The following is a 14699-nucleotide window of genomic DNA, read 5'->3' on the forward strand; positions in this document are numbered from 1 at the left end:
CAATGCATTGAGGCTCTTACTTTCACGTTTCGTCACGAACGTTATATCTTTAACCTGCATGCTCTTTCGCATCATTGGTTTCATACCATTCGTCCAATACCCGCGAGGACATTACTCTAAGACCAATATAATTGCTTTGACGGTCTGTGAACTGCTCCCGCCATTCAATGGATAATTCGTCGCACAGCTTAACAATCGTCAGCAGCTCAGACCAAGCAACATAACGTTTGTACCAAAAAAACTGCGGATGCTCAATCATATAAGGATACAAATCATCAAATTCCGTATGTTTGCAATCTAGCGCGCGTTCAAAATGAACTTTGGCATCACTAAGCTTCGCATACATAAACTCTGCAGACATTTCCCCCATAACATGTGCCTCCCCTCAATCACTACTATATTATTATAAGCGATATTATCAGATGGGAAAAGGGCAATTGATCTGGAACATATTACTCAAATGTAATTTCACCGTTCTCAAGCGATGAAATACGTACGAGCGGTTCCACCCGAATCCCTTGCTCCCGCAGTGTTTTTCCACCTGCTTGGAACGATTTCTCAACGACAATGCCAAGTCCAACTAAAGATGCGCCCGATTGTTGAATAATTTTCACAAGTCCGCGCGCGGCATCGCCATTCGCAATAATATCATCAATAAATAGTACCCGATCCTCTTGTGTTAGAAACTGTTTAGATACCATAATATCGGTAACGATCCCTTTTGTAAAAGAAGGCACTCGTTCCGAGTACACATCAGGATCAGCGATCAACGTTTTTTTGCGGCGTGCGAATACTAGCGGTACGCCCAGCACAAGTGCAGTAGCAAAGGCAGCCGGTATTCCTGAAGATTCTACCGTAATGACCTTCGTGATATGCTCTTCTGCGAAGCGTCTTGCGAACTCATGGCCCATTTCCATTGTCAATGCAGGATCGACTTGGTGGTTAATCAATGCATCCATTCGCAGTACATTACTCGATAATATGGATGATTCTTCCAAAATACGTTGTTTTAAGATTTCCATCTTTCATTACCTCCACCAAAATCCTTTTCGTTAACGTACCATAGGTCGGGCAAAAAGTGCAACCATAATGAAGCGTCGTATATTTGAACAAACTTCAATGAGCTTTGCAACATAGTATATCAAAGTTATAACTTCAAATCTTCGGAAAATAGAAGAAACTTTTACCACATTTCACACGTCTAATATAGTAATGATTCTAATTATTGTGTTCGATTAATTATAGATAGAAACAAAAAGGAGTGAGGGAATGAACGACGTTAAGCAAGCAACATCCAAAGCTGCATTGCTTGCAGCGACATCTGCGCTTGTCATACTGCTTGCAGGCTGTCAAAGTGCGGTAAAAGCCCCTGCCGTCACCTATACAAGCAATCCTGCTCCTAACCAGACATATTTAGAGGACGAGCCGGACAGCCCGCAGAAAACATATATCGAACAAACGGAGAATGAGCCTCTTTCAGAAGAACCACATCGGAATACTGTCGATACGACTACCGATGGTACCGCCGAAACCTCAAACGTTCGGAAAACGGATGATTCGACCAAAGGCATTGTAAAAACGGAAGGTGAAGATTTAGCATGGTCTTCCTCCAAACCTAAGTTGCACGGTATTTCTATCGGCGACAGCAGCTCAACCGTCGAGAAGCTTCATGGAAAACCAGTGGATACATACAACCTTGATGAAGAAATAGATTTGATTCAAGTTTATGAGTATGACGGTTTTGCAATCGGAATTAACAGCAAACAAAAGGTTCAATATGTAGAGGTATACGACAAGCGAATCAAAGCTGGGCTCAGTGGTCTGAAAGTTGGCGATAAGCCGGATGCTGCTCTTCACTTGCTCGGCAAGCCGGATAAGCAAACGACCTATTTACTCACTTACGAAGCAGCTGGCGCCCTGCTCAAGCTGGATTTAGACCCTGACCATAATAAGATTGTATCGATCAAGCTGCTCACACTGAATTAGATTGCTAATTTCATATTCCGAAAAAAGTCATGCCTGTCCCCTTTTGGACATACCTTCTTTATATAGAAGGTTGATCGAACGGAGGACTGTGGATGATGTGGAAACGTACAGGGAAAGTGCTGCAAGTTGCAGCGACCTACATAGGCACTATAGTAGGAGCCGGCTTTGCAACCGGTCAAGAAATATTGCAGTTTTTTACAAGATTCGGTTATTGGGGCAGCATCACAATCGCATTGTCCACTATCCTGTTTATATGGCTTGGTGCCAAAATGATGCTTATCTCCAGCAGCATACGCGCCAAATCCTATGAGGATTTAAATAAGTCGCTTTTCGGCGATAAATATGGACGAATTGTTAGTCATTTCATGCTCGTCATCCTGCTCGGCGTTACAGCCGTCATGCTCGCCGGTGCTGGGACAATATTTCATGAGCATTGGAATATTTCTTATCAATCCGGGCTGCTCATCACCATGGTCGCTTGTTATTTTTTGCTGCGCAAAGGGATGAAAGCCATACTAACGATTAATGCCATTGTCGTCCCCATTATGCTCCTCTTCACCATTCTCATTATTATCGAAACACTTCGAACACCAGGCGCTGATAAATTTCTAACATTAGCGAGCAATGATTCTGTTTGGGCTGCTTGGGCCTCCCCTTTTCTATACACAGCCTTTAATCTTTCCATGTCACAAGGAGTGCTCGTCCCGCTGGGAGCAGAAATTAATGATCGAAAAATCATCATAGCAGGATCATGGGTCGGCGGCATCGGTATTGGATTCATGCTATTAGCCGGTCATATCGCATTATCCGTTCATATGCCGGGCATTCAGCAGTTTTCTATTCCGATGGGAGGCATCGCCGGCCTGCTTGGGCCAAGCATACAGCTTATTTATATTTTTATTATTTTCGCTGAAATATTCACGACCCTTATTGCCGATATTTATGGTCTCACGCTGCAGCTGCATGAACGATTGAAATGGACTCGCAGCTTCATTGTTCTGCTCATTCTATTCATCTGCTACTTAGCCAGCCAAATTGGCTTCGGAATGCTGCTGTCAACTTTATATCCGGTTTTCGGATTAATCAGCTTTGGCTGGCTTTTCTTAATTATTCGAAAGCGAATGTCGTCTGTATAGCATTCAAATATGCACAAGAGCGGCATTCTGGCAATGCTCCAACATCGCGTCACGCACATGCTCATGGCAGGTCATCACAATAATTTGCCGTTTGCCCGCCAGCTCCGCAAGCAGCCTTATTACAGCATGCAGCCGTCCGCGGTCAAAATTAACAAACACATCATCCAGCATAAGCGGCAGCTTGGTTCCATGTGCCGCTTCCTCCGCCAAAGCAAATCGCATGGCGAGATATACCTGTTCCGCTGTTCCACGGCTTAGCATTGTACTATCGATTAAACGATGATCCGACGACTCCAAGCGAATTCCCGGCTCGCCTGGCGCGGTCAGAATTCGGATATATTTGCCGCCTGTGAGCAGAGCGATATAACTTGAAGCATTGCGCAGAACGACAGGCTGACGTTCCTCCTCATAGATACGTTTAGTTCTGCGAATCAATGCGGCGCTTATTGAAAGCACCGCATATCGTTCCACATCCGCTTCCAGCTGGGCGACCGTCATTTCCTTCTGCGTGAGCAGCTTATGCTGCTCGTCCTCCTTCAGCAAATGCTCAATTGATTGCCGCAGACGTCCGCGCAGTTCAAGCTGCTCATGCTTCTGCTTCTCCAGCTTAGCCAGCTCTTCCGCTGATTCTGTTCGCATGGCTTGAAGCTGTTCCTCATCATTAGCCGCAAATAAACTCTCCAGCTCCGCCACCCGATCCATCGACATGCCAGCCGTTATTTCCAGCTCCAGCTTCGACAGCTCCAAATCCAGCTCCTGCAAAAGGTTCAAATGTGATAACGCAGCCTCATATTCGGATTCATTATGGATTAGGGCTAAAGCCATTTGATCACCTATTCTAGACTGCAGCTCTTTCAGCCCAGCTTCTGCCGCTTGCATCGCCACAAACAGCTCCGCACGCCGTGCTTCGATTGCTTTGGCTTCCTGCTTGGCAGCCTCGTGCCTGCGTATTTCGGCATGCAGCAGCCGCAGAGCGATTGCAGCGTCAGCAGCAAGCTGATTCTCTGCTTCCTTGAAGCGCCCACATAAAGCGGCCGCTTGCGCAGTGAATGCGGCCAGCTCATTGCCCGCGGCGTATTTCTTCGCCGTCAGCCGGTCGTATTGCTGCAGCCGCTGCACCGCTTGCTCGGCAAGCTCGAACGCTTCGAGCGCAGCTGACGGCGACATGCCGTCCGGCAGCGCGCGTGCTGCAAGCCAGCCCCCCCATTGCAGGGCGGCGGCTTGTTTCGTGTGCGCAGCGGCGGCTGCCGCATTGCTGCGCTCCCCCATGAGCGCGCGCAGCCTGTCTAGGCGGCTCGCAAGCTCGGCTCGGTTGCCGATGAGGCGCTCGCTGCTTTGCAGCGCCTCGAGGCGGGCCTCAACTGCAGCGCGCAGCTGTGAGCGCGCTTGTTCAGCAGCGAGCAAATGCTCGGGTGAGCTGTGATGCTTCGCTGTAAGCAGTGCAGCAGCCGCTTCTGCCGGTTCGCGCACCATCGTTTCAAGCGCTTTATGTATACGATGCTCTCTTTCACGAAGCATTGAGCCTTCCGCTAAGGCATCGCCAGCTAAGCTGCCCGCGCTTCCTCTTCCGCGCCCACGCATCCGTCCGCCGCTTGCTTCGGCAGACCGAGATCGACCGCTGCGGCTGCGCATCACCGCAGCAACAGCCGCTGCAAGCGCTGCTCCCGCTAGCGCCAGCACAGCCACGCCTGCTCCGCCGGCACCTTCGCCCGCGGCAGCGCCGCTAAGCGCAGCTGCGCCAAGCGCCAGCGCGGCTCCGCCCGCTGCTGCCGCTGCAGCCCACAACAGGCCGACTCCGCCTCGGCCCGCAGCTGCCGCGCCGCGGCCACCCGCCTCGCTTGCGCTCGCGTCCGCTGCGGCGCCGGCAGTGCGCACCCGCTCGAGCTCCCACTCGCGGAGTGCGCTGTCTACGGCGTTCCACGCCGCTTTAAGCGCCGCTGGATTGCGCGGCAAAAGTGCAAAGCTCTCGCTGCTATTCTGCTCGCGCGAAGCAGCGTCGCGACGTACTGCCGCGTCCGCTTCCTCCCACGCTATAGCCGCTTCACGCTCCTGCTGCTTCAAGGTTTCAAGCTCAGCCGCAAAGCGCTCCTCTGTCCGCGACAAATCCAGCTCCTGCTGCTTGGCGCTTCTTACCTGATCGCGATCCGCAATCGTGACATGAAACTCCCGAAGCTGGCGTTCCGTCCATTCCGGCGCAATGCTGCTTACTAAGCGTGCAATGACATCATCATGCTCGCGAAGCTCGACCTCAAGCCCTGCGAGATCCTGCTTCAGCTTGCGAATACCTTCAGATCTTTGCAGCAGCTCCTCTGTCTCATCCGCAATTTGGAGAAGCTGCTCATCATAAGTGATGGCTTCAAGCTGCAGCTCCAGAAGCAATGCTTTCTGCCGATAGCTCTCGACCTCCTCACGCCTCTCTGCCCGCTTCCTCAGCAGTTCCTCCCAGCTTTTCTCTGCCTGAGGCGGAAGGCTGCCCGCATAAGCAAATCTGTCGCGGTCTATCAACAGCTTTTGCTTGCGCATCCATAACGGCCTTACCGAGCAAGCCTTGTTCAGCAGCAGCTGAACAGCCTCTCTGCGCGGCAGCTCCGCCTCTGTAAGCAGAAGCTCAGCTTCAAGCTTCTCTACCCTTTGGGTCAGCTCATTATAGGCAGCAATGCCATCCGCACGTTTGCGCAGCTCCGCTTCGAGCTGTTCAAGCGTTTTCAACTGCTGGTTTATTTGCTGATTGGCGCCGCGCGGCTTAAATAATGATTCCATCTCTTGAGCGAGCCGCTTCTCTGCCGCTCCAATCGACTTGCCGCTATCCCAGCCCGCTTGATACAAATAACGGCCAAGCTCATCGCCTGACAATGCCCCGACCTCCTGCAGCTCCGTCAGCGTAACGGCAAACAATTGACGATAAAGCTGCTCGCTGATGCCACCAAGAAACTGCCGCTCCCAATCCGCTTGCAGCAGCACGGCGCCTTCTGCCAAACTAACATTCGCTATGTTAGGTTGAGAGAATCCACTTAAAGAACCTGACTCGCTATGTAAATGGCCGAGTGCGCGCAGCTTCAGCTTGCCCGAGCTGTCAGCCGAATAACGCTCCAGCACATATCGCTCGCCCGCTTCATCGCTCCAAAACAATCTTCCGCCGTGCTTGCCGCCATTTACCGGCTCCTGTCTGTCGGCAGCTTGTCCCCGTTTGGAGAAACCGTACAGCATCGACCGAATAAAGCCGAACATCGTACTCTTCCCGGCCTCATTTGGTCCATATACGATAATTACGTCGGCATCCAGCTCCAGGCTACGCCCGAAAAGCTGCCCAAACCCGTCAATTTCCGCCTTCAAAAGCTTCATGATTGTTCTTTCCCTCCTCCAAGGTTTTCGTAAGCATCAGCCTTCTCTCTCATTTCCCGATATGAAGCCAAGCGTCAGCTCATGCGCCTGCTCCAGCCAACGAGCAGGAGGCTCTTCCCACCTATCCCGCATTAATCGGCCAAGCTTTGTATGACTGGAGATTGGACTTATAGCCTCCTTCGCGAATTCGCGCCACAGCTTCCCATCGTCACTAAGCAGCTGGCTGTAACGATGCAGCTCACCAGCGAAGCTGTCCTCCGACTCCAGCTGCTCCCAATTAATCAAGGCACCCGTGTTCGCCTCAAGCCCATACACATACACCCATGGCTCATCGCTCCTTATGGGCCTGCTTTCCTGAAGCTGCTCCAGCAGCGTCCGAACGACAGTAGGCTCCGCTAGCTTCTGATGCAAAGCACCGCGTCCCGACAAATAAAGACGCAGCATAACGGAGCGGCCATCCGCATCAGCAAGCTGCTGTTCAACTAAAGAGTCCAACTGCTGCAAAAGCTCCTGCTCTGTACCCGCCGCATCAATGGGAAAGGAGTGCTCAAACCAGCGAACCTCATCAAGCGGTGCGAAAGTAAGCTCTACTGCACGCGCAGCTGTTACATCAACGATGTAGCAGCCCTTAGCTTCGGTTTCACGCGGATTTCTTCCCTGCGTATTGCCGGAATAGACAACATGCGGATATTGATGGAGCACCCTTCGATGATGGATATGACCAAGCGCCCAATAGTCGAAGCCCTTTCCGGATGTAAGCTCGTCCAGCGTGCAGGGGGCATATGGATCATGTGCAGCATCGCCGTCTACATTCCCGTGCAGCAGAGCGATATGAAACGGCGCTTCCGGTTGAATAGCATAGCTTGCTGCCACATTGTCCGTCATAATCCGCGTACCATAAGATATTCCATATACAAAAGCAGCCAGCTCACCGCTTCTGCGATAAGCCGGCCGATATTCCATCTGGTCTGCGCCGAAGACATAAACATTGCTAGGCAGCTTTAATGCTGCCCGCGCTCCGTTTAAAGGATCATGATTGCCATGAATAACAAATACGGCTATCCCATGCTGCTCCAGCTTCTCCCACTCTCGTACGAGCATCAGCTGTGCCCGCAGCGAACGATCCGCTTCGTCGAATAAATCGCCTGCAAGCACGATAAAATCCACTTTTTCGTGAATAGCTGTTTCCGTCAAATGACGCAAAGCTGCGAAAGTTGAATTCGTTAAAGCGTCCCGAACCCCTTCCGGAGCTTTTGCAAGTCCGCGAAACGGACTGTCCAAATGCAAATCCGCAGCATGAATAAAACGAAAAGGTACCGACATCTTATTCCCACCTATCTCAATAATGGCTCAAGCATTACTCCGGCTTCATACTTACATATACTTTCTTCAGCTGTGCAATAACGCGCTGTAGAGAGTACACCTTTTTGGCTTTATCCCAGCCTGCTCTCGCTAAATGATAGCGATAAGTGGGATCTGTCAAAACCTTCTCCAGCGCCACCGCGAGAGCGGCCGGATCTTCAGGCGGAACGAGCAATCCATTGACGCCATCATCAATTTGCTCCGCAATACCGCCCACATTCGTGCCTACGAGCGCAAGCCAGCATAAAGCCGCCTCTGCAAATACCGATCCGAACGCTTCTGCCCGGGAAGGAAGCACGAACACATCGAAGAACGGCATGAATTCCTCTGGATGGAGCATATAGCCATAAAAAATAATATCGTCATACAAGTCCAGCTCTACTGCCAGCTTCTCCAGCTCTTCGCGAATCGGCCCATCTCCAATAATGTGCAAAACAAAGGGATGGCCTTTCTTTTTGAGTATCGCGCAAGCATGCAGCAGCACATCAAGTCCTTTCGCTGGAACAAGCCTGCATACCGTTATGAGCTGCGTTACCGCATTTTCATGTGCAATAGGTTTGAAGCGTTTCTCGTCAAAGCCGTTCGGAATTACCTTCATTAATTCAGGCTGTTTAACATAAGGAGCGAGATAAGAACGGAAAGATTCAGAAACGGTAAGCATCTGATCAGCCTTCGCTTCCAGCTCTCCATAGATGCTCATCAGAAACTGATGCTCCGGTCCGCCTTCTTTTATTTTTCCGTTTAATATAAGCTCGCGCTCATAGCTGGAGTGAATCGTTACAATAAGTGGTGTTTCCGGGAACAGCTGCTTCATGACTAGCGCTGCAATCGGATGATGCGCATGAATAATATCATAAGGCTTTTTGATGCGCATTTTGGTCCACCATACGTAATCCTTAAAGGTTTGCATATATTTATCTATTATTTGATTACCGCTATAGACTGTATGATCGAAGGTTTCAAAAATAACCTCTTCCTGGCCTTTGCTTCTAACGCGCTTAGGCAGCGAAAATAATTCCATTTGCCATCCGATCTTCAAAAATCGTTCCTGAATATAAGGGATCATGGACGATACTCCGCCCGGCTGCTCCGGTGGAAAAAATAGCGCTTGTAAAATGTTCATGTGTACCATCCCTTCGGTGTAATCCATATGTCAGCTCTATTCGTTCATCGTAAAACATGATATATTAGAACATATGTTTCTGTAAAGCTATACCTAATACTACATACTGGTGGTTAACAAATGACAATTGCGCACTGGCTTTCCGGCCCGAACGGTCAGCTCTTCTCATCATCGGCTGAAATTATGATTCTTATCTTAATGCTCTTTATGTCGGTCAAGCTTTATGTCAGCTACCGAAATAAACATATTTATAGATTGCTGATTACGACTATTCCTCTTATTATGGCCAAACAGTGCCTGCTGGTCGTACTTGCCTTTCCGGGCTGGACTCTATCGCCTTGGCTTTATTTGGCATTCACTATACTCCAAATCATCTCTTTTATTATTATAAACTTTGTTTTCATGAAATTATATACTCATCGTTCCGCTCATCTTAAAGCCGTACCCTTTATTGTTATGGGGCTGCTCGCTTTCATAATTGCAGGTATTCAATTCGCTATAACGCCCTTTACGATGGATACCGAAATAAGTGCAGCAGCTTTTACTTTTCCTGCACTCGATTTTTATGGTTTAGTCGTCATTTTCATGATTTTGTTAGGCACTAGAAGCGCAGATATGAATACGAAATACTATGCGAGCTTAATCGTCTTTTTCGTTAGCGAGCTTGCCCGGCTTGCGAATGCTTATGTTTTTCAAGGCTCGCTTACATGGCTCCTTTTGCTTGGCCAGCTTTTACCGATTGTGTATTACACGCTGTTGTTTCTTCTTTTGTTCGAATGGGTTATAGAACGTCTAATCCATACTTACCAATCATCCATTATGGATGGATTAACCGGTCTGTATAATCGCCGTCATTTCAACGTGAAGGCACAGCAGCTACTGCTCAAAAACAAGCCAATGGCCATCCTCTTTTGCGATATTGATAATTTCAAGAAATTAAACGACACACAAGGACATGACAAAGCGGATATTGTGCTGAAACAGGTAGCCGAAATTTTGAAAGAAGAATCGAGCGGCATCGGCACAGCAGGACGTTATGGGGGCGAAGAGCTTCTTGCCTGTATAAGCACCGAACGAGTAAAGCCGGAGCTTGTCGCCGAATCCATTCGCAAAAGAGTCGAACAGGAGACGATGGTTACAATTAGCGTAGGCTTCAGTACATCCAAAGAGACTAAGGACATTCAAGAGATGGTCAAGCAAGCCGACGAAGCCATGTATTACTCGAAGACATCCGGCAAAAACAAAGTGACCGCATTCAAGTCCATCAAAACTTATAGATCATCCTAAGTGAGAACAGCAATAACGGAGCAGCGCAGAGAAGGACTGACCAGAGCAGGCAATACGCCTGATGGACAGTCCTTCTTTTTACTTTCTACTATTTATATGCTTATGCAGCTGAAGCATTTCAATGCCTGCGAGCAGCACAATTCCGATTCCATGTGTATCATTCAACTGCCAAGTCAGTTCATCTTTATAATACAAAGAAGAGAACGAATAACCTGAACCTCTGCATACGCCATACACATTGCCCCATTTGTCGATGCAATGGCTCGTCAGCCCTTCCCAGCCACGAAATACGGCCGTCGTGTATGTTTCCTCATCGTCCAGCCAACCGAATCGAACGCCTCGCGCAAATGCATACATAAACATCGAGGTACAGGAAGCTTCCTCATAGGAATCCTTGTCGGTCAATACTTGATGCCATAAGCCATCTGCTCCCTGCAGTGATACATATCCTTCACACAAATCCTTGAAAAATACCATCAGCTGCTCATAATGCTTATGATCAGTCGGCATAACCGCAAGCAATTCTGAGAGGGAGAAAAGCACCCAGCCGTTGCCGCGCCCCCAAGGCACGCCATTTGGCTTATCGAACTTAAAATCATAGACGTGATGCATGATCTTCAAATCAGGCATAAACAATCTTTTTTTGTACCGCAAAAACTGTTCAGCTGCATCGTCTAGCGCACTCGCCTTTCCAGTCAGCTCATAGTATCTAGTCAGAAAAGGCGTGCTCATATACAAATCGTCGCACCACATCGTATTTTGCATGAAATCAGTTGTGCCTCTTACTCGATATAAGGCTCCGTCCGGAAGCCTCGCCTGTTCGTCTGTAATATAGCTCATAATTGATTCGGCTGCGATTTCCGCACCTTCCAGCTTCCTTGTTTTGTGCGCTTCCAGCATCGCTGCTCCAAAGGAGCCGCAATCATCCAAGCTGTCTATGGCCGCGAGCTGATGATTCGTGCCCGGTGATCCAAAATGCCGGCTATCCCACAAGCTATACGCAAATATCGAGGTGCACTGTTCAATATGATCAGATGCATAATTCGTGTAATGGGAATCAGATAGCATAGCGCCGGTCTTAAGTATTCCGTAAAGCGTCACTCCAAGCGGATAATTCCATTTTCCGAACATCGTATTTTCAAGATAAGGCCTCACCCACGTATCAGGCTGATTCGTACGCCAGCCGAAGCCTTCGCCAGCCTTGCTTGTCAGTGCCGGATGGACACAGGCCACTTCAGCTGCATGCGGCACTCGATCCGGCTCGAACGGTCCTAGATAAAGCCAAGGCCCTACTGCACCAGCCACAGCAAAAGGCAATTTCAGCTGCGGAAATAAATAACCAACAGTCGGCTCCTGTGGAGCAGCCAAGGAAAGCTCGAAGCCCCAATCGGAGCCCGTGTTAGCAGATTGCACAATGAGATCATGGGAGCCAAAGGCCAGCTCCATACCAATCTCTAACTGGCCTTCACTAGCTTCTGATTCATATAGAGTTGTTCCGTTCAAATAGATTGTAAGTTGACCGTGATGATGGCCTTCCAGTCTAACCATTCTTTTCACAGGACTGGAATTATCCAGCTTGGACCAGGCAAACGCCGTCATACCAGGGTGGTTCCCGAATAGTTTAGCAAAGCTGCCCTTATCCGCTTCATCCGGCTGCCATTCCAGGCTTGGATACCATGTATATTTCTCAGCAGTCGCTTCATTAGACCCAGGAAGTACGGACATTCTCTCTCTCTGCGGCTCGCTGTATACCCATCCCTCTTGACCATCACGGTCGAAAGTTGGAGCCAGAATGTGCATAGGAAATCCTTTCACGCTTCCGCTGCCAAACAGACAGCCGCAGCCCGTACCCGTTTTGACTAGCTCCAGCACAATATCATTCCAGCCCTGACGCAGCTTGGAGCGGAAATAAGTTTTACGATCAGGAAAAACATCATCATTCAAATTGGAGGCAAAAACCTTGCTTTCGTTTATATAAACGTTGACCGGACCGAAGCAGCTAATGCTGAACGGACTTTCCGAGTCTTGATCCGACCATAGCTTGCCCCATACATATACAAACTGACCGTCAGTCAGCTCAGGCCATTTTTCAGCTAAATCCATATGATAGCGGTAGTCATTTCCTCGTCGGAATCCCCTCGTTGTATGTGTTCGATAAACGGGCGGCAGCTTCGGGTGCGAGCCGATGAAGCGGTTCGCTACAGCTGACAATACGAGCTCCGCATTGTCCGAGGCGATACTTGCTATAGATTGCTGCTTATCTATATAGGTGATGGCTCTCATAGGCCCACTCCTTTCCTCATGCTTCTCCTCCCGGATACAGCGTTGAGCTGTACAGGCGTTTCGGCTGCGAAAGCTGTTGACCGCTCGGTTGATCCGACAGGCTGAAGCTTCGGCTGGAATATAGGAATGCCTTAAGATCGTTATATATGATAACCTGCTCCGTCCCGCTGCCTAGCAAATCCGCGTGAACCGCATAGCCCTCTGCCGGAAACTGAACGACCTTATTCATATAGCCATCGTATAACGCTGGAAATACTCCGCCGCCTCTCCGATATGCCAGTATATAATCCGGTCCTGCTTGCTCCCAATTCCTCAGCGTTTCTATAATCGTCAGCCAGCCATCCGTTTGGCGATCTTCCTTCCACAGCTCCAGTCCCTCTGCATCAAGCAGGAACAACGCGTCCTTGCCCTTTTTGCCTAGTCCGTCATCTTCTCGCACGAGACGATCCAGTCCTGCGATTTGCAAGCCCGGCAAATCCTTGCGAAATTTACCCAATGCGATATGCTGCGATTCTACTGAATCGGCATGACGCCACAGCTCCTTGCCTAAGTGATCATACATGACCGTCACACTGCCACCGACGACGAGCTCCGGTTCGCCGTCCCCGTTAACATCACCAATCCAAATACAGTCCGCATGATCATCCAAATCTTTGCAGCTCCAGAGGAGGCGGCCGTTCGAATCCAGCAGGTCATAGCCCGCCATCACCTCGTCCTTGCCATCCCCATTCAAATCATAAACCCAAGGGAAATGGCCCGGATTTCCTTCATGTTTCCATAATAATTCAAAATTCCGATTCAAAGCCCACAGCTTATGATAACGGTCCTTCAAAATAATATCCGAAGCTCGTTCGTTCCCAGACAAATTTGCTATGATGATGCAATCATGTGCATGCGGATCTGGCAGTTGATAGCTTTCCTTTATCTCGCCAGTTGCTCCATCAACAATTTTGAACTGATCATCCATTACGCACAATACTTCCAGCCGACCGTCACCATCGAGGTCATAAATCTGTGCCGGATAATCCGAGCCTTGACTCCCCGCACCAGGATCAGGCTTTCCTGTTTGCCACAACAGATTGCCCTGAAGATCGAATGCCGTCAGACACTGCACCTGATGCGGAATGTAGCGAACATCCTGCCGATTATCCGGCTGTACGAGCAGAAGCTCCATTCGTCCGTCTCCGTTCAGGTCGCCCAGCAGCATTTTGCAGCGCGGCCCCGCTGCGCTAATATCTATTTCTCCAATTAGAATCGCTTCCTGTGTGTTTGTCATTGTATCCTCCTTAAAGGTTTGCGAAGCAAACCTACTTCGTAAGCATTATCTTAGGTTTGCGAAGCAAACCTTGCATGTAAGCTGCTCTATGAAAACGCAACTTGACTGCCGCTCTTTACTTCAACCATCTTTCCGTCAACGCTAAGCCACACACTAATTGCAGTTGGATTGTATACAAAGGTCAGACCTGCTGAAAACTTCAGCTGACTGTAGGCATTCATATAATCCACGATCTCTATATTTGTAGCGTACCAGATGTTATCTTGGCCGGAGACCAGCTCGCTAAATTGTTCGATTAGCTCCCAATTGTTATCGTTGTCGAATTCATAACTATGTCCCCATACATACATCAAATATAAATATTGCGTTTTATGAAGTTCAATAAAGGTTTGTGCTCGCTCAATCAGACGATCATTATGATGGCAGGTTGCCTGCCATTCATGCCAGTCATCTGGCATGCCGAAACCTCCAGTCGTCTGAACAACTCTTGCATACTCGATTCCCAGTGAAGGAAGCATGTTTTTGATCGCTTGATTAAAAGAACCATTGGGGTACGACATCCCTCGAACCGTATAGCCGGCAAGCTGTTCCAGCTGCTTTCGATCCTCCATTACCTCGTGCACGATTTGCTCCTTCGGACACCGAGCGATTGTAGGGTGAGTCAGCGTATGAGCGGAAATCTCATGTCCTGCGAACAGCTCCACTGCTTCTTTCTCCGTCAATCGGTTGCCTGTTCCTAGCAATCCAGCATTCAGATGAAAGGTTCCCTTAATGCCATAACGGTTAAACGTCGATACGAGTCTTTTGTCCGCTGTCGTTCCGTCGTCATAGCTCATTGTCAACGCTTTATGCTTGCCTTCCGGAAAACATAATAATATTTTCGTCATTTCACATTCCCCCTCGG

At 49.1% G+C, this 14699-nt stretch carries 11 protein-coding genes; 3 read left to right on the plus strand and 8 right to left on the minus strand.

All coding sequences use genetic code 11. The features are described 5' to 3' along the window. Nucleotides 1-49: 49 nt before the first annotated feature. On the minus strand, nucleotides 50-370 hold the full coding sequence (locus CEF13_RS18980) for a hypothetical protein (RefSeq protein ID WP_102712974.1): 321 nt from the start codon (nucleotides 368-370) through the stop codon (nucleotides 50-52). Between the two features lie 82 nt (nucleotides 371-452). Beyond that, nucleotides 453-1022, minus strand: a complete 570-nt coding sequence (locus CEF13_RS18985) for a xanthine phosphoribosyltransferase (protein ID WP_102712976.1) — start codon at nucleotides 1020-1022, stop codon at nucleotides 453-455. A gap of 247 nt (nucleotides 1023-1269) precedes the next feature. On the opposite strand from CEF13_RS18985, the gene CEF13_RS18990 reads away from it, so the two are divergent. Both CEF13_RS18990 and CEF13_RS18995 read left to right on the plus strand, forming a co-directional pair. Next, entirely contained in the window at nucleotides 1270-1986 is a 717-nt protein-coding gene (locus CEF13_RS18990) for a hypothetical protein (protein ID WP_102712978.1), read from the plus strand. Between the two features lie 95 nt (nucleotides 1987-2081). Then, nucleotides 2082-3122, plus strand: coding sequence for a YkvI family membrane protein (locus CEF13_RS18995; protein WP_102716446.1), 1041 nt, complete (start codon nucleotides 2082-2084; stop codon nucleotides 3120-3122). Between the two features lie 3 nt (nucleotides 3123-3125). Here CEF13_RS18995 and CEF13_RS19000 read toward each other — a convergent pair whose 3' ends face one another. Genes CEF13_RS19000 through CEF13_RS19010 form a run of 3 tightly spaced genes read right to left on the minus strand, consistent with a single transcriptional unit; the run spans nucleotide 3126 to nucleotide 8949 of the window. Next, nucleotides 3126-6464, minus strand: coding sequence for an AAA family ATPase (locus tag CEF13_RS19000; protein WP_102712980.1), 3339 nt, complete (start codon nucleotides 6462-6464; stop codon nucleotides 3126-3128). Between the two features lie 36 nt (nucleotides 6465-6500). Further along, nucleotides 6501-7787, minus strand: a complete 1287-nt coding sequence (locus CEF13_RS19005; protein ID WP_102712982.1) for a metallophosphoesterase family protein — start codon at nucleotides 7785-7787, stop codon at nucleotides 6501-6503. Between the two features lie 34 nt (nucleotides 7788-7821). Beyond that, nucleotides 7822-8949 (minus strand): glycosyltransferase family 4 protein, encoded by a 1128-nt coding sequence (locus CEF13_RS19010; RefSeq protein ID WP_102712984.1) that lies wholly within the window; start codon nucleotides 8947-8949, stop codon nucleotides 7822-7824. A 120-nt stretch (nucleotides 8950-9069) separates the two neighbouring features. Between CEF13_RS19010 and CEF13_RS19015 the strand changes: the two genes are divergently transcribed. Further along, complete coding sequence (locus CEF13_RS19015) at nucleotides 9070-10236, plus strand: GGDEF domain-containing protein (RefSeq protein WP_102712986.1); 1167 nt, start codon at nucleotides 9070-9072, stop codon at nucleotides 10234-10236. Nucleotides 10237-10314: 78 nt separating this feature from the next. Here the strand turns inward: CEF13_RS19015 and CEF13_RS19020 are convergent, their stop codons facing one another. The 3 genes from CEF13_RS19020 to CEF13_RS19030 form a co-directional block, all read right to left on the minus strand. Continuing rightward, nucleotides 10315-12519 carry a glycoside hydrolase family 88/105 protein gene (locus tag CEF13_RS19020; RefSeq protein WP_102712988.1) on the minus strand — a complete coding sequence of 735 codons (2205 nt, stop codon included), beginning with the start codon at nucleotides 12517-12519 and terminating at the stop codon, nucleotides 10315-10317. Between the two features lie 16 nt (nucleotides 12520-12535). Further along, nucleotides 12536-13795: an FG-GAP-like repeat-containing protein gene (locus CEF13_RS19025; protein WP_102712990.1), complete on the minus strand. Its 1260-nt coding sequence runs from the start codon at nucleotides 13793-13795 to the stop codon at nucleotides 12536-12538. 86 nt (nucleotides 13796-13881) lie between these two features. Continuing rightward, nucleotides 13882-14682, minus strand: a complete 801-nt coding sequence (locus CEF13_RS19030) for a polysaccharide deacetylase family protein (RefSeq protein WP_102712992.1) — start codon at nucleotides 14680-14682, stop codon at nucleotides 13882-13884. Nucleotides 14683-14699 lie beyond the last annotated feature (17 nt).

The sequence above is a fragment of the Paenibacillus castaneae genome, assembly GCF_002884445.1.
Classification (GTDB): Bacteria; Bacillota; Bacilli; order Paenibacillales; family Paenibacillaceae; genus Pristimantibacillus; species Pristimantibacillus castaneae.